Source organism: Pseudoflavonifractor sp. MCC625, from assembly GCF_018784545.1.
Taxonomy (GTDB): domain Bacteria; phylum Bacillota; class Clostridia; order Oscillospirales; family Oscillospiraceae; genus Pseudoflavonifractor_A; species Pseudoflavonifractor_A gallinarum.
In genome coordinates this window covers 190,497-214,971 of sequence record NZ_WQOJ01000023.1, presented here as the reverse complement: position 1 = coordinate 214,971, position 24,475 = coordinate 190,497, and the positions used below count along the sequence as shown (strand labels likewise).

Here is a 24,475-nt window from a genome sequence, read left to right as displayed (position 1 = left end):
TTGAGCCGGAAAAGTGGATTGTACCAAAATGTAGTACAATCCAAAATTCAGCCAGAAAGGGGATTCTGCTGATGCCGCAGGTCAAACTCATCTCGCCCATCACCAGGCAGGAAATCCGCAAAGTTCGAGTTGCCGCCTATTGCCGGGTATCATCCAATTCGGCTGATCAGCAGAACTCCTACACCAACCAGATCCGGGTCTATACCAGCCTCATTCAGAGAAAAAAAGAGTGGGAACTGGTGGAGATATTCGCTGACGAAGGGCTCTCTGGCATGAACGCACAGAACCGCACCGAATTCCAGCGAATGATCAAGATGTGCGAACAGCACCAAATCGACCTGATCGTCACCAAATCCGTCTCCCGCTTCGCCCGAAACGCCAAGGAGTCTCTGGAATATGTTCGGAAGCTGAAATTGCTCGGCGTGGGGGTGCAGTTTGAGAAAGAGGGAATCTACACTCTGGCCCTCGGAGATGAGATGCTGCTCAATACCTTCTCTGCCATCGCACAGGAGGAATCCAAAGCGATTTCCCAGAACCAGCGGCTTTCCATCATGAAGCGGATGCAGGCGGGGGAATATGTGGACAGCAACGCTCCTTACGGCTTCCGGCTGGTGGATAAGGCGCTGGTGGTCTATGAGCCGGAGGCAGCCATCGTCCGCATGATGTTCGAAAACTACCTGAGCGGCCAGTCTACATCGGAGATCGCCCGGAATCTCAACAGCCGCGGCATCAAAACCAAAACCGGGAAATCCACCTGGCGCTCCACCAAGGTGGCATACATCCTTGGAAATGAGCGGTACTGTGGCGATTGCAAATACCAGAAAACCTACCGCGACACCACAGTCCCTTTCAAACAGTTCCGAAATCGAGGTCAGGAGGATATGTTCTATGCCTCCATGACCCACGCTCCACTCATTGACAGAGATACCTTTGACAAGGTCCAGCTCCTCCTGAAAAAGCGACAGGATGTCTTTGGAAAATCCACAACGCAAAATATCTATCCTCTTACGAGCCGCATTCAGTGTTCTGTGTGCGGCTCGTATTTTCGCAGGAGGCAGGTTTCCGGGACAGTAAAGTGGGGATGCTCCAGACACATTCAGGATCGTACCCAGTGCAGCTCAAACTACTACAGCGAGGAGAGAATCTACGATGCCTTCGTCGCCATGGTCAATAAGCTTCGATTCTCTGAATACGACATCCTGGGTCAGACGCTACTCCGTCTGGAATCCGCCGAGCTGAAGCGAAAACAGAAAAACACGGCCGCAAGGGAGATCAGCCGGAGCATTGCAGATCTGAACGCCAAGTTGGTGATGGTGGAGCAGCTCCATGCAAAGGGATACCTCAAGGACGAGGTCCACAAGGCCCAGGTGCAGGAGATCAACGACCAACTGCGCCGGCTGAAGCGGGAGCGCCAATGTGAATTCTCCTCGGGCATTACCCAAATGATAGAGGAACTGACGCGGCTGAAAAAGCTGCTGGAAGAGCTCGAGGAACCACTGGACCGCTTCGATGAGAAGCTGTTTACTGAGATCGTTCAGGCCATCAGTATCAGCCGCCGAGATGAAATGACAGTCACCCTCATCGGCGGGCTGAGATTCACAGAAATGCTCTGACAGAGAGGAACCTCGCCATGAAGAAGATACGCTATATCCCATACGGTTACACCATGAGAAATGGAAGGACAGTCATCGCACAGGATGAAGCTACGGTCATCCGCAAGATATTCAGCGCCTACATCAACGGCGCATCCCTCCAAAGTATTGCCGAGCTGCTGACTGAGAGGAAGATCCCCTACAGTGAGAGAACGGATGTGTGGGATAAAGCTCGTATCGCACGAATCATCGGAAACGCCAAATACATTGGCGATGGGGAATATGACCCGATCATTGAGGAAGAACAGTATGAGGAGGCGGCTGCCGTGAAAACAGCCCGCCAGCGGAACACCTTCGAGAAAAATCTGGAGGGGATCGACCTGCTTCGGGATCTGGTCCGATGTGCGGAGTGCGGCGCCCCTATGCGGCGAAGGGTGAGCAGCAAGCACCGGATTCGGGAGAGTTGGGATTGCACCAATCCTGATTGCGGTCAGCGCATCCGGATCTCCGATACACACCTGTTGGAAAAGGTGACAATCCTGATGAACCGCATCATCGCCAATAGCTATCTGCTCATCCCCCGCCCCAAAAAGCGAAAAGAGCTGTCGGCGGAAGCCCAGCGAATCAACCGGGAAATTGATGCCGAGCTGGAGCGGGATGACCCCAGCGATGCACTGATTATCGTCAAAACAATTGAAATGGCAGAGCGGCTCTATGCTGAGAGCGATACCCATCTGCAGATCGCCGCATCCATCGCCCGAAAGCGGGTAAGTCTGATGACTCCCCAGGAGGAATTCAGCCCGGCCTACTTTAGTGACATCGCCGCCTACCTGACGCTTGGCAGCGGAGGAAAGGTGATCCTACATACCAAAACCGATGTCGAGATCGGAGATGAAGAAAATGAATGTAACCAAGATACCCAAGAAAACAATATCGGTTATTGAGCCAAAACGCTCTCTGATCGTCAACAGGGAGCAGTATCATCAGCGGCGGGTTGCTGCCTACTGCCGGGTATCCACCGACAGCGAGGAGCAGCTCACATCCTATACCAACCAGAAAAAGGTATATACCGAGATGATTGCCGCTAAGCCCGAATGGGAGTTCGCCGGACTCTACGCAGATGAGGGCATCTCCGGGACACGTGCAGATAAGCGCCCCCAGTTCCAGAAGATGATCAACGACTGCTTGTCTGGGAAAATCGACTATATCATCACGAAATCCGTTTCCCGCTTCGCCCGTAATACAGTGGACTGCCTGGACCATGTCCGAATGCTCAGGGCAAGAGGGATTGGCATCTACTTCGAGGAGCAAAATATAGACACACTGCAAATCGACAGCGAACTCTATCTGGTCATCTACGCAGGGTTCGCACAGTCTGAATCCGAAAGCATCAGCAAGAATGTCACCTGGACTTTTCGTAAGCGATTTCAGGAGGGCAAGCCCATATTCAACTATAAGTGCCTTCTGGGATACCGCAAGGGTGCAGACGGAGAACCGGAGATCGTCCCGGAGGAGGCATCCATCGTGGAGAGGATCTTTAATATGTACCTGTCAGGTGAAACCATCAACCGGATCTCAACCAAACTCAGAGAAGAAAATCTCCAGATACCAGGAAAACGATTCTCCTTCTCTGCGAGCATGATTAAGGGTATTCTCCGGAATGAACGATACTGCGGGGACAGCATCCTTCAAAAGACGGTCACAATTGACTGTATTGGCAAGGTTCGCCGCAAAAACACCGGTGAGGCACCCATGTACTATGTACAGAATAGCCATGTTGGTATCATCAGCCGAGAGCTCTTTCACAAAACGCAGGAAGAACTCGCCAGGCGGATGAGCCGGGAGCCAAATTCCACCAAAACGGCTACCACAGCCACCGGAAAATACTCCCGGTACGCACTATCCAATGTGATGATCTGCGCCGAATGCGGAAGTCGATATAAGCGCGTGACCTGGACATCCCGAGGAAAAAAGCGAGTTGTCTGGCGCTGCATCAGCCGCTTAGACTATGGAAAGCGCTACTGCAAAACCTCGCTCACGGTAGATGAGACCGCCCTCCACGCCGCTATTGTTCGGGCAATCAACCGATTCAACGAGGAAGACGAGTCCACTTATATGGCACTCATGCGGGCAACCATTGGTGAAGCAATCGGTCTAACCGGAGGCACAGATGAGATCGACCTGCTCCGGCGAAAAATAGATGGGCTGAATCGGAAAATGGTATCTCTTATCAATGAGAGCGTGGAAAGCGGAGAGGGTATCGAGAGTCACGAAGCTGAATTCAAAGAACTTTCCGATACCATTGAACTCCTGCAAGGACGGATTCAGAAACTCGAAGAAGCACTTGCTTCCGATCAGGTGAATGACAGCCGAATCCTTCAACTACAGCAGATCATCGCCGACCGAGCATCCAAAAAGATGGAGTACGACGATACCATCGTCCACCAAATGATTGAGTGTGTGAAGGTGTATCCCGACGGGAGACTGGACATTATCTTCGGAGGAGGGTACCTTATCGAAGAACGCCTGGAAAAAGAAAATTGATAACTTCAAATATAATTGACATAATCGCTGAAATAATATAATATAATTTATGTTAGGAGGCGATTGTGCATGGCAAAAAAAGCTGCGGTCATCATGCCGCAAACACGGGAGATCCTGGCACAGATGGGTGAGCAGATCCGCCTGGCCCGCCTGCGCAGGAAGTTGAGCCTGGAATTGGTAGCAGAGCGTGCCGGGATCAGCCGAGCCACTCTTATATCCATTGAGAAAGGCACCCCTACGGTATCCATCGGCTCCTATGCCGCTGTGCTGCACGCATTAAACAATATGGACAGCGACCTGCTGCTTATTGCAAAAGATGATGAATTCGGCAGGAAGCTGCAAGATCTGGCGCTGCCCACCAGACGGCGGGCGCCCAAGAAAGGAGAGTAGCCCATGGCGCAGGACGAAAAGACCATCTATGTATATGAAAATTGGCGTGGAGAGGCACCCACTCTGCTGGGGCGGCTGCGCTGCGGCTTCGTCCGCGGACAGGAGACCTTTTCCTTTGAGTATGATCCGGCCTGGCTGTCATCCGCCGAGAGTTCCTTCTCTCTGGACCCGGATCTGGCTCTCTACCGCGGGCGGCAGTATGTGCCGCTGAACAAGCAGCTCTTTGGCCTGTTTTCCGACTCCTGTCCGGATCGCTGGGGGCGTCTGCTGATGAAGCGCAAGGAGGCCATCGACGCTCGCAAAGAGGACCGCAAGCCCCGTAAGCTCACCGAGAGCGACTTCCTGTTGGGGGTCTACGATGAATCCCGTATGGGTGCGCTGCGGTTCAGCTTGGAAGAAGGGGGCGAATTTCTTTCGAACGATAAAGCGTTTGCGACGCCTCCATGGGTAAACCTTCGGACGCTGGAAAACGCCTCTATCGCTTTCGAGAATGATGAGAGCGGCCTGAATGAAAAATGGCTGCGTGAGCTTCTGGCCCCCGGCTCCTCCTTGGGAGGCGCAAGACCCAAAGCTACGGTGCAGGCCACAGATGGCGCCTTGTGGATTGCCAAGTTCCCTTCCAAGCATGATGAATATAACAGCGGCGCGTGGGAGAAGGTCGTCCATGACCTGGCACGGCTCTGCGGACTGGATGTTCCGGAATCCAAATTGGAGACGTTCTCCAAGACCGGCAGTACCTTTCTCGTCAAGCGATTTGACCGAAACGGCAGCCGCCGCATCCACTTCGCCTCCGCCATGACCCTGCTGGGCAAGACCGATGGAGCCTCTGCAGCGGACGGAAGCAGCTATCTGGATCTGGCGGCGTTCATCCGGGCCAACGGGGCATCACCCCGGCAGGATCTGGTCGAGCTGTGGAAGCGGATCGTGTTCAGCATGGCGGTATCCAATACTGACGACCACCTGCGCAACCATGGTTTCCTTCTGACACCCACCGGCTGGCGGCTGGCCCCTCTCTATGATGTGAACCCAGTCCCCTCGGGGGACCGGCTTTCCCTCAATGTGAGTGAGTATGATAACACCATTGACTTGGAACTGGCTCTGGAAGTAGCCGATTATTTCGGCCTGGCCCCTCAGGAAGCGGAACAGGCTGCAGAGGAGGTCTGCAAAACAGTATCCGGACACTGGGAACAGTTGGCCGGGCAGTATGGTCTCAGCCGAGGAGCGATAGAGTATATGCGCCCTGCCTTTTCCCTTCCATGATAAGATCACAAACGGACGATTCCTGGTGGAACCGTCCGTTTGCTTATTCTTTGGCGACTCCCTCAAAAGAGTCCTCGCCCTCATCCTCGTCCATATCCGTATCAATGTCCAGTCCTTCATTGTTCCCCACATTCTTCTCGTAGAGCTTGGTCCATTTGAGCGGATATTTGCATTTGCGGTTATAGGCCAGAAGCATCGCCTCAGCATAGCCCATAGAACCGGGGCGTCGTTCCTTGGCTGTTCTCGAAAGCAGCTTGACCGACATTTCCCCCACTTTTTCCTTAAAGGTCTCATCTTTCAGGGCATCGCCGAACGTGTAGACCAATCTGGCAATTCCGTTGAGCATATTGGCAGACAGCGAATTCATATCGCCCTCCCAGGTGCCTACGCAGAGTCTGAGTGTTCGATCAAGTACATGGTAACCGAACCGCTCATATATATTTTCAAGCGTGGAGACAGCACAGACAACGCCATAGTTTCTGACCTGGCCAATGGAAAGAGAATAAGACTCTACCAGATCTTTGATCATAAGCTGTTCCTGATTCCCGGCTTCCACATTTGCCATAAACACTTCATAGGGACGGAGCGGTTTGACAAACTTCATCTGGTTGGCGAAGATATCTGCCTCGTGCTCGTAGTTCAGATCATCGTATATCATGCACCAGACTGGCGTTTCACGAGAGCCAGAGGCCAGGGCGACGATCTCCACCGTGTGCTGGCCATTGAAGACATAGTTGACCCCATTTCGACGGCTTACCTTCACGGGGTTGATCTGATACAGATCAAAGTGTGCCGCAGCATTCAGCACATGCTGTTCGGAAATATTCCTCTGGTACTCCTGATTGGATACGAGGTTCTTGATGGGAATCTGTTCGAAGTGAACATTGGGAACAAACATACTATAATCTTCCATTAGGATTCCACCTCAATTGCATTGAGCATTTCCTGGATTTTTCCTTCTAATTCAGTCAACGCCGCCAAGAGGTTTTGTCTTGCAGCAGGTGAGATCGCTTCCAAATGTGCCATGGACTTTGTCCGGTCGATGGAGCTCATCCAGGAGGGGATCGTAAGAGTAAGTCCAGCAACTTCCGCATCCGGGTCATAGGCGGGCATCGTCTTGATTGCCGGCTGTTCTGCCGCCGCTGTACCGGGCTTGGCAGAAGCGTCGGAGTAAAGGCATCGTCTCGATTCACTGTAACGAGCAAACGCATAGGGATTTTTTTCGATTTTTTTACTAAGTGCTTTCAATTCTTCGGGTTCCATTTCTGATAGAGCAACGATATTTTCGAAAGAAATCTTATATGCCCCGGAAAGAATGTGCGGAACAAGCTCAGGAGCATTTTGTTCAATGGTATCTAATGCTGCACTGTATTTCGCATATTTCTGTACGGTTGCGCCGGACACATGATACTTCCTTCCCAGCCGGGCTGCTGTTCGCCGGCCACTCTCTTCATCTATTGGGCGGCCTCTCCCCACAGTAATGTTGGGGTTCGGACGGTACTGATTATAGCCATTCCTATTTCGCTGTACTTTCTTTTCCGCTTCATATTGTTTCCCAATCAGATATTTCCTGGTTTCTTCTGAGATGTTGCGGCGCCCAAGTTGGTTCGCACAGATCCAGGCGATGGCAGCATCTCTGCTTGGAAAATCCAGCTCCTTGACTCCATAAGGAATGCGCATTTTATTGCATATTTCATAGCGATTATGACCGTCGACGATGGTATCATTCCATGCGATGATATCTTCCCGGCATCCTTCCATGACCAGATTCAGCTCCAGTTGCCGGTATTCCTCCCGGCGAAGTGGACGAATCAAGTTTTTGAATTCCGGATCGATGTTAAGCTGCCTAAATGCTTTCTCTGTCATGTAGCCTCCTGCGTTCCAGCTGTTTGACGGTTTTGAGGGAAAAATATGCGACCCGGTTGACTTGATCGATCTCACCGGTCAGCTGGTAATTAAATCTCAGGTCAAAGCCACCCAGCAGTTCGGAAAAGTTTTTAATAAGGATCGTACTATAGAATTCTATAGACTGCTGGGATGTGTTTGACATCCGAACCTTGTTTGCGGTCCCGCCTGAAATAGGTTTGTCCGATCCGAGAACGGCGATATACAGCTCTTCAGGGTTTACCAGGAATTGCACATACGCAGGATTCTTCAAGAGACGAATCGTTTGCCTGTGGATTCGAATCCGGTTTCGCGCAGGGTCCAGCGTTAAGTAAGCCTGCAATTGATTTTCATGATTCATGTCCTTGTCCTCCCAAAACGGACTTACTACCAGTATCAGAGGCAGCCTCGTCTGACTGCTCTGATGCAGCAGGAGCTATGTTATCGCGCAACCCATATACAGCATATCCTTCAAAAATGTCTACCTGCATAGATTTCTGGTGTTCCCGGAACGGGAGTCCAAACTGCGTCTTCCAGCCCTCCGGAAACACGGGAGTTCGAGAAGACTTGGGCTTCTGGCCGTCTTTTTGCACCCGCTGATACACTTCGGTCGCTGTGAGATCAAATGCGATGAGCCACTCATCCTTGGCATGGATTATCCGCCCGAGGAGTTTATATCGATAGTCCAGATTCCAGTCCATCAGTGAAAACACTTTGGCGAAAAAAATCTTGCAGGTAATCTGTTTCGGTTTACGTCTGCCGGAGCCGTTGGTGCACCAGGCGCAGGCATCCCGATCTTCCGCCCGACAGGGACGGATCGCCAAGATCCTGCTCTCCTGATTGACCAATACCTGCACATAATCAACTTGTGGGAAGCGGTTCAGGCAGGCGGTATTTACATAAAATTTGTAATTGTTGAAAGTTACAGACGGCTCATTAATATGGGCGAAGAACTCACGGCGTACCACTTGGTAGCCATCGTAGTTAAAGTCACCGGCCATCTCCAGGACCTCATCACTACTGCTGTTTGCGGGAGAAGCTGCCAGTTCCGCTTTTTTTAATTCAGCAGACGGAACAATATCCAAATGCCCGTCCTCCAGGGAACGAAGCATTCCGGCGATTACACCGCCGGTATTTTCCCGACTTTCTTCGAACATTTAGGATTCCTCCTTCCCGTACTGACCGAGTTCCTGACAGATATAGTCACGCAGCACGTCAAATCCTGTCACGCGGAGTTTCTGCCCGGTTTCATACAACTGGCCCTCCATGCGGATTTTCCAGTCTTCCTCACTCTGATCGCAGACGGGCGGGAAAGACTGTTGGTGGAGGTAATATTGCTTGCCAAAAGAGCCGATCCACTCCTCCGGGACTGCCCGCACCCGTTTGCCGGAGACAGAAAGGGGCTGTACAGGCTCCTTTGCCTGTTCCGTGCTTTTTGAACCGGAAAGCAGGTACGATTTAATAAACGCTTCCGCATCATTGACATCAAAAATATACGCAGATTCAGTTTCAGTTTGAAACAGCGCTCCGGCGATCCGGTATTTTAAATCCGGACTCCAGCCGAATAACTGAAAAAGCGTTTCTACATAGGCCGCACCGGCGATATCCCTGGGCTGATACTTTCCGTCTGACAGCTTGGAAAACACGACTGCGTTGCGGCTGCTTTTCGCCGCTGTACGGACGGCGAACTTCATCTCCACAGGGTTGACCAGCAGCTCCACATGGTTGTCTTTCCCAAAAGACCGAACACATGTGGTGCTGAACTTGATTCTCTTATCTTGAAACAGTACATAGGGACGGTGATAATTATCAAAGAATTCACTGCGGGCGATTTCAAAGCCTCTCATATCAAAATCTCCCGGAACCAATGTGATGCTCGAGGGCAGGGATGCATCCGCCTGCTGCTCATCGGGCGGATGGATACTGGCGGACGCTTGGTAATAATCCGCCGGCTTAAATCCAGCCCAGCGGGGATTGATGGTCACGAACCCTCTGAGCAGGCCGCTGTCGATCACCCGCAGCTCCGGGAGGATGGAGCGGTTGCCATACTTGGAGTTGTTCAGAAGATGCTGAACCGCAATGAAATCATCTCTGGAAACAATGCCCTCGTGGTGGTTCCGGTAAAGGCTCTGGGGTCTGTCCCCCCGATTCTTTCTGGCCTTGTGGTTCAGATAGTTGGGGGTGAAGGTCTTCCGGGTCAGTACATCCCCGCAATGCCGCTCATTGCGAAGGACCTGGACAATGGAGTTGGATGTCCACTTGACATTTCCCAGATAAGTCTTTCGGCCCAGCTCGGTGAGCGCCGCCGCAATGTCGGAGGTGGAATATCCATACAGATACATATAGAAGATGAGTTTTACCGTGGGGGCTTCATCCGGGTTGACGACCAGGTTTCCATCTGCGTCGTGAGAATACCCCAGCAGTTTGGGCGTCAATGGCAGACCTCCGTCCAGCCGCATCCGCAAGGAGGTTTCCATGCTCCGGCTGCGGATGTGAGACTCCTCCTGAGCCATGGTGGCCTGAAACGAAAGCGCCATCTGGGAATCGTCTTTGAGGGAGAAGATACATTCGCTCTCGAAGAACACTCCGACGGGACTGGGCAGCTCCGCAAGCATTCGCACCATGCTGATACAGTCCACCACATTTCGGGCAAAGCGAGACACGCTTTTGGTAATGATCATATCGATTTTCCCGCTGCGGCAATCGGCGATCATGCTGTTGAACTCGTCCCGATGAGCCAGAGAAGTTCCGCTAATCCCCTCATCCGCATAGATTTTGACCAATGTCCAGTTGGGATGATGCACAACAAAATCTTCATAGTATTTCTTTTGCAGCTCATAGGAGGAAGTCTGCTGGACATTGTCTGTGGAGACACGGGCATACACGGCGACCCGCTGCCTTATATCATTATCGTAATAGTCGATGGGCTTTTTAGCCGGAATGAATTCATAGTTCTCCGGGTCAACTTTTGTGTTGATACGCCGGCGGACCCGTTCTTTCCGTTCCGCAAGCTGTTTGCGTGTGGACTTGTCAATCATGCAGCATTTCCCTCCGGGGTTCGTCATCAGGGAGTATCTTCCAACCGGGATCTGGCAAAAAGTAGGGGTCGTGTAGATCCTCCTGGTAATAGGAAGCCAGCGTATAAATATCCTCCGAAACGAAGTAAACGCCCACTGGCTTTGGGAGTGCTGCCAAGAGGCGCGTACAGAAAGAGAGCTCGGAGAGCTTCTTCGAGATATTGCTTGCTTTCTGGGTAATGATCAGATTGACCTTTTCCTCGTAGCAGTCTTGAAGGAGCCTTGACCACTCCGGAGCGTTCTCCATATTGGGCGCAGTGCTGCCCTCGTCCACATAGAAACCGACAAACTTCCAGTTTGGGCAGAGAGCCAGTGTATCAAGAAATTGCTTTTTATGAGCTGAGAGATAGTCCTCATAGCGGGTCTGGTTGAAGTAGCGGATGTATACCGCCACACGGTAATGTGTTTTGGGAAGCGGGCGTTCCCGCTTGATTTCCTTTAACCAGGCACGATGTTCCGCTAAAAGGGTGTTTCGTTCCGTCTCCCTTTCCAGCAGGAAATCAAATGAGGGCATAACTTCCTGCTCTGACTCTCTATTTTGAACGGCCAGATCTGACATATTTGCTCCCCCTGTGTTATTTCTCTTCCAGGCCATTATATAATCTGCAGACTAATAACAAAATCGACCAGAAGTCAACACCTTGACTTCTGGTCGATAGATGAGAAAAAAAGAAGCGAGCCGGCAATTCCAGCTCGCAATTTTTCAGGTATTGTCATCCCGTCTGGCCATAGTGGATTTCAACTCACGAACAATCTTCAGGATGGAATCCAGCTCCTTGGGAGAGCAGTCGGCCAGCAGCTCGTCAAACTCGCTCTGGTATAGGCTTCTCACCTCCGGCACATCGGGCCGAAGAAGGGAATCAGCAGACACTTGCAGGGCTTCGATGATTCGGATAAAGGTTTCCAACTTCATGCTCGTCTTGCCTTTTTCGATATTGCTGACATGGGGCAGCGAGATATTGGCCTTTGCAGCAAGATCGGCCTGGCTCATCCGGCGATTGATCCGCGCATCTCGAATACGGGAGCCGACCAACTGGCTCTCGGTCAAATCATGTTCCGTCATCGGCTTCCCCCCTCAAATATATTCTCCAGATTATCTATTTCTAAGAGTATATCAACTTGGGGTGAAATTGATATAAGGTCGAGTTGATGATATAATCTAAACACTATAATAAGACTGCAAAATTTTTTGGAGGTCTTATTATGAGCCTGAACTACAAAGTCATTGGAAAACACATCCGTGAAGTCCGTCAGCGCAACCACCTTTCGCAAGCGATGCTCTCTGAACTGGTGGATAAAACGCCATCTTACATCAGCTACATAGAGAGCGGGATCAAGAGCATGAGCCTTGACACCTTTGTGCTTATCGCCAATGCTTTGGGCGTATCTCCCGACCGGCTTTTGATGGAGCAAATCATCAGCACTGAACGGTGCGCCAGCGAAGAAATCGCCCTGCTCCTTTCGGATTGCAGTACCTATGAGATGATGATTCTCCTGGATGTTATAAAATCGCTGAAAGCCTCCTTGAAAGAGCATCAAGGCAGATACGGTAAACCAGATAACTTTGATTTTACCGTCTGAACCTGAGAAAGCAATCAACCGGAAGTCACGAGCATTGACTGCCGGTCGATCTATGCCAGTAAAGGTGGATATATTTTTGGAACAGTGGATATGTTTTTGGAAAGTCCCGGATATGGGTCTTCCGAGTTGGTATAATGAGAAAAGAAAGGTGGAATGACCAATGATCTATTACACGGGTGATATCCACGGAGACCCCTATGAGGTCATACAGTTTTGCGACAGCAAGAAGCTGACAGAGCAGGATACTCTGGTTCTGCTTGGAGATGTAGGAGCGAACTACTACCGAAACCGGCGAGACACAGAGATGAAGAGAGTTCTTGCCGCCGTAAAGCCGACGATGCTCTGCATCCACGGCAACCATGAGATCCGGCCGGCCAGCATCCCTTCCTATCGCACGAAGCAGTGGAACGGCGGGACAGTCTGGGTAGAGGAAGCCTTTCCCCGCCTGCTGTTTGCTATGGATGGTGAGATCTTTGATCTGGAAGGTCTCCGACATTTGGTCATCGGCGGAGCTTACAGCGTGGACAAATTCTACCGGCTGGCCAGAGGTTACGGCTGGTGGCCGGATGAGCAGCCTTCCCAGGAGATCAAGGACAAGGTTATCCAGACGCTGGACGCCTGCGGGTGGCAGGTAGATACCGTCCTCTCCCACACCTGTCCCTATCCGTATGAGCCTCGCGAGGCCTTTCTTCCGATGATCGACCAGAGTACCGTGGACGACTCTACCGAGAAATGGCTGGAGGAGATCGAGCGGAAACTCAAATACGACCACTGGTTCTGTGGACACTGGCATATTGACAAGCATATCGACCGGATGCACTTCCTCTTCCACAGCGTGGAGGCTGCGCCGCAGCTCTTGACGGGAGGGGACACATTATGACAGAGGAAGAAAGGCCGGAGGCCAAGGAGCAGGAGGCGTGCTTTGCCGCAATCCGTGAGATCGTCCAGGAGATTTCCCGCCTAATGGACGCCGCATATCAGCAATACAGCCGTTTGGTAGAACAGGTGTTGAACGGCAGGATCACCGAGGAGCGGGAGATCGAGCGAATCATGGACGGGCTTGTGGACTTCGGAGATAATCCGAGGCTCCTCGAACTGTACAAAACCCTCTGCCGCCATGTCTATTACAAATACCCCGCTCTTGTGGGAGAGCACACTGCCCTCTTCCGGCTCCAGTTTGAGGAAACGGAGGATGGGGATACGGATACTGAGGAGGTGGAAACATGAAAGCGCCGGAGATCAAGCACTACATCAACTGGCTGGGTCGGGTGGAATACCGAAACATCAACTGCTCCTTCACCTATGACGAGACATCCTATGCGGCCATCGACCGGATCTTCCGCCTTCTCCACCGGCTGGAGCCAGGCCCGGAGAACACAAGCTGGGAACTATGGCTCCGTGCGGAGCGAGGTACCATTGAAGACTTCGGCAGCTTTGAGGAGCTGCGGGCGGACGGCCAGGTGGAGAGCTTTGAGGAGTTTGAAACCTGGTGGCATTCCGAGTTCCCGGAGGAGGCAGCGTGGTTCCACTTTGCCGCCGGCGAGGATCAGAAGATCGGGTATCGGGCAATATTCTTGGGGCATCGGCATGTGCTGGAGGTGGACAGCCGCAAAGAGCGCGCCTTCCCCTATGACATCGCCCCATTCACCGCCTGGCTGGAGGGTGCGGTACGGGACACCGTTCAGATGGTGGAAACCGGTTCTTATCAGGAACTGGTGGAGCGGGAGCTGCCCATCTGGCATCGAACCGGAACCATCCTGCGCCGGGATCTGTGGAGGGTATTCCCACAGTGGAAGGAGGAGTTCTTCCAGGACTTCTCCCAGCAGGAGGTGGAGGAGTTTCTCACCTCGGCGGTTGGGTATCCTTTGGAAAATAACAAGCGGCTCCCATCCGTGACCGCAAACGAATTCTATCACTTCTGTGCCCTGGGCTATCGGGCCATGGGATACACTGGAACGGAGAAATCGGAAAAAGAGCAGTACGCTCTCCACGCCGATGGGCGGGACGAGGGACTGTCCAAGCTGGACGGAGATTCCCCCGAAGCTTTTGCACGGTGGCTGAAGGAGCGTCCCCGCACCGGTCACCCCTGGGAGGTATGCCGGGGCGGCAACAGCACCCACATCGACTGCATCGTACACCAAGATGCGCATGGCTACTATCTGGTGGTGGCCGGTCTTGCGGAGACCCGGACGATTGAGGCGGTCCGTTTCTTCCTGGCGCTTTATCGGGCAGGCGTTCCCGTATGCATCCGAAACACAGAGGAACTGAAGGCCCGCCTGACCGGAGCGGAGTCCATCGGCATCGTGCCGGAGGGAGTCTTTCCCGCCTACTGCCACGACAGGTTTCCGGGAGAGAGCATTGTCGATTTTATGAACCTGCCTCGGGAGCGTCAGGATGAACTTGCAAAATACTGCCGATGGCAGCCAATCCCAGTTCCCAGGATGAAGAAGGAGGGTGAAACCCCATGATCTTCTTTACCTCTGACCTGCATCTCGGTCACGAAAACTGCATCCGCCTTTGCAATCGGCCCTTTTCCAGTATCGAGGAGATGGACGAAACTCTCATCGAAAACTGGAACCACAAGGTCACAGGGAAGGATACTGTCTATATCCTCGGCGACCTGATCTACCGCAGCCAAAAGCCGCCGGAGGAATACCTGCGGCGGCTGCGGGGGAAGAAACATCTCATCCTTGGGAATCATGACAGGGGATGGATCAGGAGTTGTCAGACAGAACGATTCTTTGAAAGCGTCAATAACCTGCTGTATGTCGCAGACGGGAAGCGGCAGTACACACTTTGTCACTACCCCATGATGTCTTGGCCTCACATCATGCGCTGCTACATGGTCTTTGGCCACATCCACGGCAATACCGACGCGGATTACTGGCCGCTCATCCAGGCAAACGAGAGAATGCTGAATGCCGGAGTGGATGTCAATCACTTCGAGCCGGTCACCTTTGAGGAGATGGAGGCCAACAATCTTCTGTATAAAGGTCAGTCAAAAGCCGGGCTTGAGGTGCAGCCGTGAGACATAAAAAAGGCTTTTATGAGGTGGCTCCTGTAGCCGGTTTCATCGCACGGCAGGACTGGACGCACACGATGGAACGAGCCGAGCGAAACGGCCTCTCTCTCCAGTCCCAAAAAGGAAGCACCGGGCTGCTGTTCTCCGTGAGAATCCTCGCTCCCATTTTAGATGGAGGGCTGCGGCATATCGTTCTGGCAGCGATCCAGTACAGTCTGGGGCGGCACACTTATATGCCCGGCATAGTCGCGGAATTCACCTGCCGGAACCTGAGCCGTCTGGACGAAGCTACCCGTTTCACCGCTGTGGCAGAGATCCGCGCACATTTAAACCGATATGGAGAACAGGAGCCATATCCTCGATTGTGGCACAGCTTGAGTCGGGTGCTCACATCTGGCAAAATCAAAGAAGACGATAGGAGGAAGGAAAGGATGCCGATTTTACAACCTCTGGAAAGCATGGAACGCATCTCACGCCAAGCACTGGCAGATGACCTGGACACCGTGCTGGAAAGGATAAGCCGCGAGGACATTGGGCTGGTGATCACCGAGGAAGGCAAAGATGACCTGGTTCTCTGCCCAGCCTCCTGGTTCAACCTTGACTATGTGGATGACTTTTCCTGTGTCATCAACAGCGCCCTCCGCTATGCCATGCGCAGCGAAGATGAGGAGAGTGCGGCGGTCGTCCAGTATCTTCGTCGCCACTACCAGTTGTTCGATGAAAAGACGCTTTCGGTGGCTGTCGCCGATCTGGAGCGGGAACTGAACCAGCCGATGGCGCCCCTCAAACAACCGCAGGTCTGGAAGGAGCTCCAGGAGCTGTTCCGACAGCGGCTGGACGAGCTGCTGAAGGAATCTCCGGAAGACGAGGAAACGCACCATGGATGAAAAGCGATATGAGCTCGTGGAGATCCAGGTGGACGCGGAGCTTCTGGAACAACTGGAAAAGATAATCGCTCCTATGGGGCTGACGCCAGAAATGCTGATTGTGAAGTTCTTTGAGTTCTGCGCCGATCCCGCGACCCAGGAACTGGCCATCTCCTTGCTTCTGAAATGGAAAGCCGAACAGGAAGCGGAGAGGGGAAAACCGGGAGGGGGACTTTGATGCTATCCAGGGAAACCTTCTGCGAAGCCCTGCGAAAGATCCAAGCGCAAAAGGATCGAGACGAACAGTTCAGTAAGGCACTCGCCATGATGGGAGATGGACATTTCGTCTTTGAGGGCGGAGCGCTGCTTCTTGCCGCCTTGCTGGATGTGCTGAAGGAAGCGATCAACGACCAGTACGACTATATCAGCTGGTGGCTTTACGATGCCGCCCCGGACTATGAAGTCTGGACCGATGATGAAAAAACTAAGTGGTGCCTGAAGGAACCGGAAGCCCTGTATGATTTCATCCGGGATGAATGTCAGAGCTGAGCGGTAGCTTCTTCCTAAATTCGTTCAAGGAGGTCAAATCAGATGCCTAAGTGCTGCCTTTACTGCCGGGTGGATGGAGCGTCCACGGAAAGCAACCGTCTCGCCATGAACCAGCAGCTTACCGCACTCCGAAGCCTCGCCGGCCAGCTTGGCTTTTCGATTTCCGCAGAGATGCTCCAATATGAGAGCGGCTTGGACGCAAACCGACAGAGCATTCGAACGCTGATCCGTGATGCACGACATGGAGTCTATGACCGTGTGCTGGTGATGAACGGCGACCGTCTGGCTCGTGACGCCGAAGGTTTGGCGGCAATTGGAGAAAAGTTGACCGCAGCAGGAGTCCGGGTCTATTGCCCAGATGGCGAAATTGATCTGGCCCCCGCATATTCTCATGGTTATTTCCGGGTGGCAACGATGGAACAGACCATGTGATTGGGAAAAGTTCCCGTCCCACCTCTCTTCCACGGCCAAAGAAAATGCGGTATAATAAAAGAACCACATACACCAGACCGGGAAAGTTGCTCATTCCGGCGGAAGGAGATGTTGCCATGAGTTCATTAGAGGAAAAGAAAAGTGAGCTTGAGAGGGTCCTTGGGGTATTCCAGAACTACATTGAAGGCTCTGAATTGCTCGATGTGGTCTATTCGAAAAAGTTCGGGTATGTTCTGCTTGGCCTGCCTGCGGCGGATTCCATTGATGACTCCGATGTAACACGACTGGAAGATCCCGAAACATTGGTGAAAGAGATCTATCAGAATCTCGCATACGACTTTATGGAGCAGGAAGGGCACAGCGAGGATTACACGGAAGCCACCAATCTGGAAAAGCGAGCTATGCGGGAATGGATGAAAGAGTACACGGATCAGCTGCCGGAATACAACTACCTGCTGGACGAACTCCTTGGATGATGTGTCCGATGAAGCAGGCGCTTCCCTCAGTCAATTTTTCGGCATGGATAAAGCGGACATCTTTTTTGGTCGAACACTAAAATTGACCCTCGGGTGGAAAATCCGCAGCCATCGCAGCAAAACGGCAAAAAAATAATGGGTGAAGACCCGCAAAGCCTTGAAAGTCATGGATTTCCGCAAATATCTCAATTGGTCTTACGCTCCATATTGCCTTAACAAAAAGTATAAGGCCGAAAAAGCCCGCAAACAAGACGTTTGTGGGCTTTTTTCGTACCCAAAAACAGGGCCCAGTTTGAAAGATATTTTTTTGCGCTTTTCGAGCGTTGGTGAGAACTTGAACTAACGACTATCGGTTTTCGGCCCTTTTTCTTTGAGTGTATCATCGGGAATATGTTCATCAGTAAACAATTCGTTTATGGCCGATGTAGATTTTAGCTTTCATAATGCTTTTGACCTGCCCTGCGCTATCGTCCATGTGCAAGCCTACACCTAAATGACTGCCCGTCCCGTATATCCGAAAGGTGGGAAATCGGCCTAAAAAAACAGCTTGCTTCCACGCTCTCAGAATTGTGGTACAATAATAAGTACAGAGTGTTAAAGCGGAATTTGCAGGTGTGAATGATGAAAACCTTATATCTGTGCAGGATATAGAGGTACTGTTCCTATAAGCAATTCTGGAGGAATAGAATGAGTGAATTAAAACAAAACTATTATGGCAGCTTGTGTACTGAAATGTACGAAATCTTACATGAACAAGCGCCACAAGACGAATTGGACTTTTATCTTTCCTATGCAGAAAAGGGAAAGAAAATCTTGGAACCCCTGTGCGGCAGCGGACGGTTTTTGGTTCCGTTTTTAAAGCGTGGCTTTGACATCAGCGGGATGGATTTGTCAGGAGAAATGCTGGCGAAATTAAAGCAGAAAGCGCCGGACGCAAAAGCGATACAGGCGGACATCATCAACTATGCCGTACAGGAACAGTTTGATTATATTTTTATTCCCTCTGGCTCCATCTCACTGTTTACAAACATGCGTATGTGCCAAGGAATTTTGCAGAAGATGAAAGAATTGCTGGCTCCCGGCGGGAAATTTGTGTTTGCGGTTGATACCGTCTTTGACCGATGTGAAGAGGACAGTGACTACAAAGTAAATGTTTCGGTGAAAACAAAAGAGGGATATGACTTGATCCTGAAAGGGAAAAACCACTACGACGAAAAAAGCCAGACGCAGTTTTCTCCGTCCATTTACGAACTCTATCACGGAGCGGAATTGCTGCAAAGTGAAACCATGGATTTTCAGACACACCTGTACCAATACGGGGAGATGGACGAATATCTGCGGAGGTGCGGCTTTAAGAGCATATCCGTCTATTCCAATTATCAGAAAGAACCCGCTGTTAATGACCAGTGCGAAATGTTTATCTATGAGTGCGGCCAAGCACTTTGAGGGATTGGCCGCCTTGTCTGCCTGTTCAGCGGGACGGAGGGCGGCAGTCAAGGCCAGGTGTAAACCCGTTCATTTCAGCCTTGACGGTTGCCCGCTGTTCTGCTACTTTTCCGGGAGTGTGGCCACAACTTACTATAGCCAGGCCTATAGAGGATATGGTTACCTCAAATATCTTTTTTGTTAAGACATGCCATACAGAAAAGCGCCTTGTTTTGAGACAAGTCGCTTTTTGTTTTATCCGAACGCCGGAGGAGGGCGGTTTTGTGGAGGATCTGGAGCAATTGAAGGAGTGCGTCCTGTTCCGGGGCGCGGCGGGCGCGGCCCTGGAGCGGCTGGCGGGTACCGTGGAAGAACTCCCCGCCGGGCGCATCGTGATTCAGGCGGGGGAGACCCTCGCCCGCCTGGGGATCCTGCTGGAGGGGACCATGCGGGCGGCCAAGCTGGAGGAGAACGGGGCGGAATTTCTCTACCAGCAGCTCCTGCCCGGCTATCTGGTGGCGGGGGAGGTGCTGTGCACCCCACGGCGCACCTGTCCCTACACGGTCTACACCCAAGAGCCCTGCCGGGTGTGGTGGGTGCCCTGGGAGGAGCTACGGGGGGAGGGGCTGCCGGTGGAGCTGCGGCTGGCCCTGCTGGAGAACCTCCTCTTCTTCGTGGGCAACCAGAACATGAAGAAATATTACAAGATCGACGCCCTCTCGGTGAAGAGCGCCCGGGCGCGCATCCTGAAATACCTCACCGCCCAGGCCAGCCGCCAGCGGAGCGACACCTTCACCATCCCCTTTGACCGGGAGGCCCTGGCCAACTACCTCTGCCTCAACCGCAGCGTCCTCTCCCACACCCTCAAGGAGATGGAGCGGGAGGGGTGGCTCACCGTGCGCAAGAATCGCTTTACCCTCCGAAAGAAAAACGGCGAAAAGTTGCCCGGACAACATACTTAAGGGAGTCCTTCTGGTATACTCGTGGAAAACAACGGAGGTGTTTTTCCATGAAACTGCGTTCTGCTCTGCTCTCTGCCGCTCTGCTGGCCGCCCTGGCGGCCGGCTGTTCTTCCGCCCCGGCTGCGTCCCCCACGCCGTCCACCGTGCCCGCCACACCGGCTGCCACGCCCACGGCCTCTCCCGCCGGGGAGAGCCTGGAGGGGCACAGCCTGCTCATCTTCTGCGGGGCGGGCATGAAGGAGCCCTTCTCCGCCATCGCCCAGGCCTTTGAGGAGGAGACCGGCTGCACGGTGGAGGTGACCTATGCCAACGCCGCCCAGATCCAGACCCAGATCAACACCGCCCAGGAGGGAGATTTCTTCATCGCCGGCTCGGAGCAGGAGGTCAAGCCCGTGGCCGAGCTGGTGGAGGACTCCACCCCCCTGGTGCGCCACATCCCGGTGATCGCGGTGCAGACGGGCAATCCCAAGGGGATCGCCTCCCCCGCCGACCTGGCCGGGGAGGGGGTGCGGGTGGTCATCGGCGACCCGGAGGCCACTCCCATCGGAAAGATCGCCAAGCAGGTCTTTGCTGACTTCGGCCTGACCGATCAGGTGGACATCGTCTCCCAGACCACCACCGCCCCCGCCATGACCACCGCCCTGGCCGCCGATGAGTGCGACGCGGTGGTGGTCTGGAAGGAGAACGTGAAGGAGGGGGAGGCCGAGATCGTGCCCAGCGAGGAGATGGAAGCCTACATCAAGACCATCCCCGCCGCCCGGCTGACCTGCTCGGACGACCCGGAGGCCGCCGATGCCCTGGAGGAGTTCCTGGCCGGGGAGACGGCCCGCTCCATCTGGACCGGCTGCGGCTATGAGCTGGCGGAGTAAGACCCCCTTTCACCCCCTGGAATGGGTGAGCCTGGTGCTGCTGCTGGCGGTGCTGGGGTATGTGGCGGTCAACCTGTGGGCGGTGGTGGCCGGGGGACTGCCCCATCTGGGGGAGGCCCTGGGGCAGCGGGAGACCCGCTTTGCCCTGTGGCTGAGCCTGTGGACCACCACGGTGTCCACCCTGCTGTGCGTGCTCATCGGCATCCCCTGCGCCTACCTGCTCGCCTGCCGGGAGCTGCCCGGCCGGGGACTGGCCCGGGCAGTGCTGGAGCTCCCCCTGTCCCTGCCTTATCTGGTGCTGGGTCTGTGCCTGCTGACGGTGTGGTCCTCCCCCGCCGGGAAGGCCCTCAAGGAGCTGGGGCTACGCATCGTTTTTGACCCCAAGGGGATCGTGGCCGTCCACCTGCTCATCAACCTGCCCTTTGTGATTCACCTGGCCGCCGAGGCCTTTGAGCGGGTGGACCCGGAGCTCCCCCTCACCGCCCAGACCCTGGGGGCCACCCGGATGCAGGCCTTCCGGTATGTGACCCTCCCCCTGTGCGTGCCCAGCCTTGCCTCGGCGGTGCTGCTGGCCTGGAGCCGGGGCATCGGGGAGTTTGGGGCCACCCTCATGCTGGTGGGGGTGACCCGGATGAAGACGGAAACCCTGCCCGGGAGCATCTATCTCCACATCTCCACGGGCGAGAATGATCTGGCGCTGGCCACGGCGCTCCTCCTCCTGCTCCTCTCCCTGTCGGTGCAGGGGGTGAGCCGCCTGGCCGGACGGAAAGGAAGCGACTATCTATGACGTCAAAGGAGCTCTATGAGACCCTCCGCCGCTCCCTGGAGGGGGTACTGGCGGAGGAGGGAATGGAGGCCGAGCGGGTGGAGATCAACGCCCGGGGTCTCACCCCCGAGGAGGCCATCGGCCACACCCAGCGCACCGATTTCCCCATCCTCACCGGAAAGGAGGTCATGCTCATGGCCACCTTCCGGGGTGCCATGGGACAGGCCTTTACCGACGCCCCCGCCCGGTTTGAGGGCACCCTCCGGGACATCCTGTCCCTGGATCTGGAGGGGGATCCCCACGCCCGGGGGCTCTTTATCGCCTCCCTCAACGCGGTGATGAAGGCCCTGGGCCGGGCCGACAACACGGTCCACTGCAAGGACGGCGGCCCGGAGTTCTGCGCCCGGCACATGGCCGACTGGGTGGCCGAGACCTACGGCGCCCCCAAGATCGCCCTGGTGGGCTTCCAGCCCGCCCTCATCGGGGCCCTCTCCCAGCGGTTCCCCCTGCGGGTGCTGGACCTGAACCCGGACAACATCGGCAAGGAGAAGGACGGCTGCCCCGTGCTCTCGGGAGAGAAGTGCCGGGAGGAGACGGTGGCCTGGGCCGATCTGGTGCTCTGCACCGGCAGCACCCTGTGCAACGGCACCATCGTGGACTACCTGGACCTGGACAAAGAGGTGGTCTTCTTCGGCACCACCCTGTCGGGCGCCGCCCCCATCCTGGGGCTGAAGCGGGCCTGCTTTGCCGACGAGAGCATGAAATAAGATGATAAGATGAAATGGAAACGCCCTCTGTTCCCCATGAGCGGAACAGAGGGCGTCAGACTGTCAAAAAAGTGTACATCTGCGATTGGCGCTGCAAGAGCCTCGCAGAGTTCCGCCGTCCGCAGACGGCGGAAAAAAGTCAAAATCGTGTTTTCCGGCGGCGTGTACGTCGGAAAACACTCTGCTCAGGCCGCAAGTGTGCGAGCGCAAGCGAGTGCATGAAGGGGCCTGCATCCCCTTCTCAAAAATGCCTGCATTTTTGAGAAGCGTGTCGAAGTTCTTCGACACGCTGACGCCCCTGGTTCCCAAAAGCGGAACCGGGGGCGGTTTTGCTATCCTTCGGCGGGGGGCGCGGAGCGGAGCTGGTCCAGCTTGTAGGCCACCCGGAGCTGGAGCTGGGTCTCCACGTCGTGGATGGGCAGGCCCAGCAGCCGCTCGATCTGGGTCACCCGGTAGACCACCGTGTTGTAGTGGCTGTGGAGGAGCTGGGCGGTCTTCTGGGTGTTGCACCCGGCCTCCAGATAGACCCGCAGGGTCTCCAACAGGGCGGTGCGGTGGCTGGCGTCGTACTCCCGGAGGGGGCGGAGGAATTTGTTCTGGTACTGCTCCACCGCCTCGTCCTCGGGCAGGAGGGCCAGGAGGTAGAGGATGCCCAGCTTGTCGTAGGTGATGATATGATCCCGGATGCCGCAGCGCTGGCTGATGCTGCTCACCGTGCGGGCCTGCTGGTAGGCCTTGGGCAGGTCCTGGACCGGATAGGCGCTGCTCAGACAGAAACTCATGTCCCCCTTGTCCATGATGTAGTTGAGCTTTTCCGTGAGGAGGGAGAGCTCCCGCAGGGAGGCCGCCGCGTCGGGGCGGTCCTCCACCACCAGGATGAGCTTCCCCTCCAGCACGGTGAACATGATGTTGGAGTCCAGGTTGCGGATGATGTGGCGGATCACGTTCACGTCCTGGCTGCGGAAGCGCCCGGCGGAGCGGGTGGTGTTCAGGTTGACGATGGCCACATAGTAGGACTGGTCAGCCCGGACCGGATACCCGTCGCTCTGGGCGGAGACGCAGATGTGGATGGCGTCCCCCAGGCGGCCGAAGAGCCAGTTCTCCACGAACTGCTGCTTGTACTTCCGGCGCAGCTTCTTCAGGGCCAGGGCGTTTTTCATCTCGGCGGCCAGCAGGTGGCGCACCCGGTTGATGACCTGCTGGTCCACCGGGCTGAGGGGACCGTAGTACTCCGGGATGATGATGCGGATGCCCGTGGGGCCGCCGATGTCGAAGAAGTGGACGGGGACCTGCTCGCTCTTTCCCTCCCGCCGGATGGTGAGGGTGTGGCGGTTGGTGCGCTTGTAGAGCTGGCGGATGATGTCGTCCTGCAGGGGCTCCAGCAGGAGGGAGCGGCTCTGGGGGGAGACCAGAAGCTCATTCTCCTCGTCAAAGATCATCACCGGGTTGGCGATGACCTCCTCCACGGCCAGAAGGGTCTGCTCCGGGTCGTCCGAGCGGAGAAAGACCCCCAGCAATCGCTCCATCTTGTCCTGGATGACCTGGAAGGAGTGGGTCTCCCGCTGGAAGAGGGCCTCCATGCTCTCCTGCACGATGTTGGAGAAGATGGCCGTCATGGGCAGCTCCACCAGGGGGAAGTCCAGGGCCTGGGCCTCCTCCACCACCGCCTGGGGCAGTCCCTGGCGGAAGCGGGTGGGCTTGAGGCACAGGACGGCCACCCCCTTGTCCCGGATGCGCCGCAGCTGGGTCAGCAGCAGCTCATCCTGCCCCCGGAAGGCATAGCCCGAGCTGATGATACAGTCCCCCGCCTCGCCCCAGTCGGAGAGCTGTGCCCCCTCGATCACATTGGCGCGGAGAATGGCGCGGCCGGTCTGATCCGCACCGGCGCGCAGAAGGGCCCCCTCCATGGCGCTGAGCTGGAGGAGGTCTCCCAGGGTAAAATCCAGGGATGGGTCGGGGGCGGTGGGTGTTCGGTGCATGGCTGGTACCTCCTCTGTCTGGGTAAAAAAAGGC

At 54.7% G+C, this 24,475-nt stretch carries 28 protein-coding genes; 20 read left to right on the top strand and 8 right to left on the bottom strand.

The features are described 5' to 3' along the window. Positions 1 to 71 precede the first annotated feature (71 nt). The 5 genes from GPK94_RS07235 (at position 72) to GPK94_RS07215 (ending at position 5,786) form a co-directional block, all read left to right on the top strand. Complete coding sequence (locus tag GPK94_RS07235; RefSeq protein ID WP_215655351.1) at positions 72 to 1,613, top strand: recombinase family protein; 1,542 nt, start codon at positions 72 to 74, stop codon at positions 1,611 to 1,613. Positions 1,614 to 1,630: 17 nt separating this feature from the next. Further along, positions 1,631 to 2,536: a recombinase family protein gene (locus GPK94_RS07230; RefSeq protein ID WP_215655348.1), complete on the top strand. Its 906-nt coding sequence runs from the start codon at positions 1,631 to 1,633 to the stop codon at positions 2,534 to 2,536. After that, a complete protein-coding gene (locus GPK94_RS07225) occupies positions 2,493 to 4,136 on the top strand; it encodes a recombinase family protein (RefSeq protein ID WP_195640796.1) in 1,644 nt (547 codons plus the stop codon). Before GPK94_RS07230 ends, GPK94_RS07225 begins: the two co-directional genes overlap by 44 nt. A 69-nt stretch (positions 4,137 to 4,205) precedes the next feature. Further along, complete coding sequence (locus GPK94_RS07220) at positions 4,206 to 4,526, top strand: helix-turn-helix transcriptional regulator (protein WP_071430674.1); 321 nt, start codon at positions 4,206 to 4,208, stop codon at positions 4,524 to 4,526. Between the two features lie 3 nt (positions 4,527 to 4,529). After that, entirely contained in the window at positions 4,530 to 5,786 is a 1,257-nt protein-coding gene (locus tag GPK94_RS07215) for a type II toxin-antitoxin system HipA family toxin (RefSeq protein ID WP_148337060.1), read from the top strand. Positions 5,787 to 5,829: 43 nt separating this feature from the next. On the opposite strand, the gene GPK94_RS07210 is transcribed toward GPK94_RS07215, so the two are convergent. From GPK94_RS07210 to GPK94_RS07180, 7 genes are all read right to left on the bottom strand, one after another. Beyond that, on the bottom strand, positions 5,830 to 6,699 hold the full coding sequence (locus GPK94_RS07210) for a DUF6551 family protein (RefSeq protein ID WP_130848597.1): 870 nt from the start codon (positions 6,697 to 6,699) through the stop codon (positions 5,830 to 5,832). Then, a complete protein-coding gene (locus GPK94_RS07205; protein ID WP_215655346.1) occupies positions 6,699 to 7,652 on the bottom strand; it encodes a hypothetical protein in 954 nt (317 codons plus the stop codon). The genes GPK94_RS07210 and GPK94_RS07205 overlap by 1 nt, the downstream gene beginning before the upstream one ends. After that, on the bottom strand, positions 7,633 to 8,031 hold the full coding sequence (locus GPK94_RS07200) for a hypothetical protein (RefSeq protein WP_087936991.1): 399 nt from the start codon (positions 8,029 to 8,031) through the stop codon (positions 7,633 to 7,635). Before GPK94_RS07200 ends, GPK94_RS07205 begins: the two co-directional genes overlap by 20 nt. Continuing rightward, a complete protein-coding gene (locus GPK94_RS07195; protein ID WP_204246273.1) occupies positions 8,021 to 8,827 on the bottom strand; it encodes a hypothetical protein in 807 nt (268 codons plus the stop codon). Before GPK94_RS07195 ends, GPK94_RS07200 begins: the two co-directional genes overlap by 11 nt. Further along, a complete protein-coding gene (locus GPK94_RS07190) occupies positions 8,828 to 10,708 on the bottom strand; it encodes a recombinase family protein (RefSeq protein ID WP_148337054.1) in 1,881 nt (626 codons plus the stop codon). Continuing rightward, the gene (locus GPK94_RS07185; protein WP_101691772.1) at positions 10,701 to 11,306 is read right to left on the bottom strand and encodes a recombinase family protein; all 606 of its coding nucleotides are present in this window, start codon (positions 11,304 to 11,306) and stop codon (positions 10,701 to 10,703) included. Before GPK94_RS07185 ends, GPK94_RS07190 begins: the two co-directional genes overlap by 8 nt. A gap of 144 nt (positions 11,307 to 11,450) precedes the next feature. After that, positions 11,451 to 11,810: a helix-turn-helix transcriptional regulator gene (locus GPK94_RS07180; protein WP_022289418.1), complete on the bottom strand. Its 360-nt coding sequence runs from the start codon at positions 11,808 to 11,810 to the stop codon at positions 11,451 to 11,453. A 140-nt stretch (positions 11,811 to 11,950) separates the two neighbouring features. On the opposite strand from GPK94_RS07180, the gene GPK94_RS07175 reads away from it, so the two are divergent. The 15 genes from GPK94_RS07175 to GPK94_RS07105 all read left to right on the top strand — a co-directional run bounded on the left by GPK94_RS07175 (position 11,951) and on the right by GPK94_RS07105 (position 22,462). Continuing rightward, the gene (locus tag GPK94_RS07175; protein ID WP_022289419.1) at positions 11,951 to 12,328 is read left to right on the top strand and encodes a helix-turn-helix transcriptional regulator; all 378 of its coding nucleotides are present in this window, start codon (positions 11,951 to 11,953) and stop codon (positions 12,326 to 12,328) included. A 160-nt stretch (positions 12,329 to 12,488) separates the two neighbouring features. Continuing rightward, entirely contained in the window at positions 12,489 to 13,208 is a 720-nt protein-coding gene (locus GPK94_RS07170) for a metallophosphoesterase (RefSeq protein ID WP_022289420.1), read from the top strand. Next, a complete protein-coding gene (locus tag GPK94_RS07165; protein ID WP_087937020.1) occupies positions 13,205 to 13,555 on the top strand; it encodes a hypothetical protein in 351 nt (116 codons plus the stop codon). Before GPK94_RS07170 ends, GPK94_RS07165 begins: the two co-directional genes overlap by 4 nt. Continuing rightward, a complete protein-coding gene (locus tag GPK94_RS07160; protein WP_022288938.1) occupies positions 13,552 to 14,796 on the top strand; it encodes a hypothetical protein in 1,245 nt (414 codons plus the stop codon). Before GPK94_RS07165 ends, GPK94_RS07160 begins: the two co-directional genes overlap by 4 nt. Then, a complete protein-coding gene (locus GPK94_RS07155) occupies positions 14,793 to 15,356 on the top strand; it encodes a metallophosphoesterase (RefSeq protein WP_087937003.1) in 564 nt (187 codons plus the stop codon). The genes GPK94_RS07160 and GPK94_RS07155 overlap by 4 nt, the downstream gene beginning before the upstream one ends. Then, positions 15,353 to 16,237 carry a hypothetical protein gene (locus GPK94_RS07150; RefSeq protein WP_215655344.1) on the top strand — a complete coding sequence of 295 codons (885 nt, stop codon included), beginning with the start codon at positions 15,353 to 15,355 and terminating at the stop codon, positions 16,235 to 16,237. The genes GPK94_RS07155 and GPK94_RS07150 overlap by 4 nt, the downstream gene beginning before the upstream one ends. Further along, on the top strand, positions 16,230 to 16,454 hold the full coding sequence (locus tag GPK94_RS07145) for a hypothetical protein (RefSeq protein WP_087936973.1): 225 nt from the start codon (positions 16,230 to 16,232) through the stop codon (positions 16,452 to 16,454). Before GPK94_RS07150 ends, GPK94_RS07145 begins: the two co-directional genes overlap by 8 nt. Next, entirely contained in the window at positions 16,454 to 16,765 is a 312-nt protein-coding gene (locus GPK94_RS07140; protein ID WP_215655342.1) for a hypothetical protein, read from the top strand. The genes GPK94_RS07145 and GPK94_RS07140 overlap by 1 nt, the downstream gene beginning before the upstream one ends. Positions 16,766 to 16,807: 42 nt before the next feature. Next, positions 16,808 to 17,197, top strand: a complete 390-nt coding sequence (locus GPK94_RS07135) for a recombinase family protein (RefSeq protein WP_215655340.1) — start codon at positions 16,808 to 16,810, stop codon at positions 17,195 to 17,197. A gap of 116 nt (positions 17,198 to 17,313) precedes the next feature. Continuing rightward, positions 17,314 to 17,673 (top strand): hypothetical protein, encoded by a 360-nt coding sequence (locus GPK94_RS07130; RefSeq protein WP_087334825.1) that lies wholly within the window; start codon positions 17,314 to 17,316, stop codon positions 17,671 to 17,673. A gap of 687 nt (positions 17,674 to 18,360) precedes the next feature. After that, a complete protein-coding gene (locus GPK94_RS07125; RefSeq protein WP_215655338.1) occupies positions 18,361 to 19,119 on the top strand; it encodes a class I SAM-dependent methyltransferase in 759 nt (252 codons plus the stop codon). A 263-nt stretch (positions 19,120 to 19,382) separates the two neighbouring features. Continuing rightward, positions 19,383 to 20,060, top strand: a complete 678-nt coding sequence (locus GPK94_RS07120; RefSeq protein WP_215655336.1) for a Crp/Fnr family transcriptional regulator — start codon at positions 19,383 to 19,385, stop codon at positions 20,058 to 20,060. A gap of 47 nt (positions 20,061 to 20,107) precedes the next feature. Beyond that, a complete protein-coding gene (locus GPK94_RS07115) occupies positions 20,108 to 20,929 on the top strand; it encodes a substrate-binding domain-containing protein (RefSeq protein WP_215655334.1) in 822 nt (273 codons plus the stop codon). Beyond that, positions 20,913 to 21,716, top strand: coding sequence for an ABC transporter permease subunit (locus tag GPK94_RS07110; RefSeq protein ID WP_101691780.1), 804 nt, complete (start codon positions 20,913 to 20,915; stop codon positions 21,714 to 21,716). Before GPK94_RS07115 ends, GPK94_RS07110 begins: the two co-directional genes overlap by 17 nt. Beyond that, the gene (locus GPK94_RS07105) at positions 21,713 to 22,462 is read left to right on the top strand and encodes a DUF364 domain-containing protein (protein WP_215655332.1); all 750 of its coding nucleotides are present in this window, start codon (positions 21,713 to 21,715) and stop codon (positions 22,460 to 22,462) included. Before GPK94_RS07110 ends, GPK94_RS07105 begins: the two co-directional genes overlap by 4 nt. A 332-nt stretch (positions 22,463 to 22,794) precedes the next feature. On the opposite strand, the gene GPK94_RS07100 is transcribed toward GPK94_RS07105, so the two are convergent. Next, a complete protein-coding gene (locus GPK94_RS07100) occupies positions 22,795 to 24,441 on the bottom strand; it encodes a PucR family transcriptional regulator (RefSeq protein ID WP_215655330.1) in 1,647 nt (548 codons plus the stop codon). Positions 24,442 to 24,475 lie beyond the last annotated feature (34 nt).

Bases quoted from the DNA above. Each gene is read 5' to 3' on its own strand.
- GPK94_RS07165 (WP_087937020.1), top strand. From the start codon at position 13,205: ATGACAGAGGAAGAAAGGCCGGAGGCCAAGGAGCAGGAGGCGTGCTTT.
- GPK94_RS07225 (WP_195640796.1), top strand. From the start codon at position 2,493: ATGAATGTAACCAAGATACCCAAGAAAACAATATCGGTTATTGAGCCA.
- GPK94_RS07105 (WP_215655332.1), top strand. From the start codon at position 21,713: ATGACGTCAAAGGAGCTCTATGAGACCCTCCGCCGCTCCCTGGAGGGG.
- GPK94_RS07155 (WP_087937003.1), top strand. From the start codon at position 14,793: ATGATCTTCTTTACCTCTGACCTGCATCTCGGTCACGAAAACTGCATC.
- GPK94_RS07140 (WP_215655342.1), top strand. From the start codon at position 16,454: ATGCTATCCAGGGAAACCTTCTGCGAAGCCCTGCGAAAGATCCAAGCG.
- GPK94_RS07145 (WP_087936973.1), top strand. From the start codon at position 16,230: ATGGATGAAAAGCGATATGAGCTCGTGGAGATCCAGGTGGACGCGGAG.
- GPK94_RS07230 (WP_215655348.1), top strand. From the start codon at position 1,631: ATGAAGAAGATACGCTATATCCCATACGGTTACACCATGAGAAATGGA.
- GPK94_RS07235 (WP_215655351.1), top strand. From the start codon at position 72: ATGCCGCAGGTCAAACTCATCTCGCCCATCACCAGGCAGGAAATCCGC.
- GPK94_RS07100 (WP_215655330.1), bottom strand. From the start codon at position 24,441: ATGCACCGAACACCCACCGCCCCCGACCCATCCCTGGATTTTACCCTG.
- GPK94_RS07180 (WP_022289418.1), bottom strand. From the start codon at position 11,810: ATGACGGAACATGATTTGACCGAGAGCCAGTTGGTCGGCTCCCGTATT.
- GPK94_RS07200 (WP_087936991.1), bottom strand. From the start codon at position 8,031: ATGAATCATGAAAATCAATTGCAGGCTTACTTAACGCTGGACCCTGCG.
- GPK94_RS07160 (WP_022288938.1), top strand. From the start codon at position 13,552: ATGAAAGCGCCGGAGATCAAGCACTACATCAACTGGCTGGGTCGGGTG.
- GPK94_RS07210 (WP_130848597.1), bottom strand. From the start codon at position 6,699: ATGGAAGATTATAGTATGTTTGTTCCCAATGTTCACTTCGAACAGATT.
- GPK94_RS07110 (WP_101691780.1), top strand. From the start codon at position 20,913: ATGAGCTGGCGGAGTAAGACCCCCTTTCACCCCCTGGAATGGGTGAGC.
- GPK94_RS07115 (WP_215655334.1), top strand. From the start codon at position 20,108: ATGAAACTGCGTTCTGCTCTGCTCTCTGCCGCTCTGCTGGCCGCCCTG.
- GPK94_RS07125 (WP_215655338.1), top strand. From the start codon at position 18,361: ATGAGTGAATTAAAACAAAACTATTATGGCAGCTTGTGTACTGAAATG.
- GPK94_RS07170 (WP_022289420.1), top strand. From the start codon at position 12,489: ATGATCTATTACACGGGTGATATCCACGGAGACCCCTATGAGGTCATA.
- GPK94_RS07195 (WP_204246273.1), bottom strand. From the start codon at position 8,827: ATGTTCGAAGAAAGTCGGGAAAATACCGGCGGTGTAATCGCCGGAATG.
- GPK94_RS07130 (WP_087334825.1), top strand. From the start codon at position 17,314: ATGAGTTCATTAGAGGAAAAGAAAAGTGAGCTTGAGAGGGTCCTTGGG.
- GPK94_RS07220 (WP_071430674.1), top strand. From the start codon at position 4,206: ATGGCAAAAAAAGCTGCGGTCATCATGCCGCAAACACGGGAGATCCTG.
- GPK94_RS07205 (WP_215655346.1), bottom strand. From the start codon at position 7,652: ATGACAGAGAAAGCATTTAGGCAGCTTAACATCGATCCGGAATTCAAA.
- GPK94_RS07190 (WP_148337054.1), bottom strand. From the start codon at position 10,708: ATGATTGACAAGTCCACACGCAAACAGCTTGCGGAACGGAAAGAACGG.
- GPK94_RS07215 (WP_148337060.1), top strand. From the start codon at position 4,530: ATGGCGCAGGACGAAAAGACCATCTATGTATATGAAAATTGGCGTGGA.
- GPK94_RS07185 (WP_101691772.1), bottom strand. From the start codon at position 11,306: ATGTCAGATCTGGCCGTTCAAAATAGAGAGTCAGAGCAGGAAGTTATG.
- GPK94_RS07135 (WP_215655340.1), top strand. From the start codon at position 16,808: ATGCCTAAGTGCTGCCTTTACTGCCGGGTGGATGGAGCGTCCACGGAA.
- GPK94_RS07175 (WP_022289419.1), top strand. From the start codon at position 11,951: ATGAGCCTGAACTACAAAGTCATTGGAAAACACATCCGTGAAGTCCGT.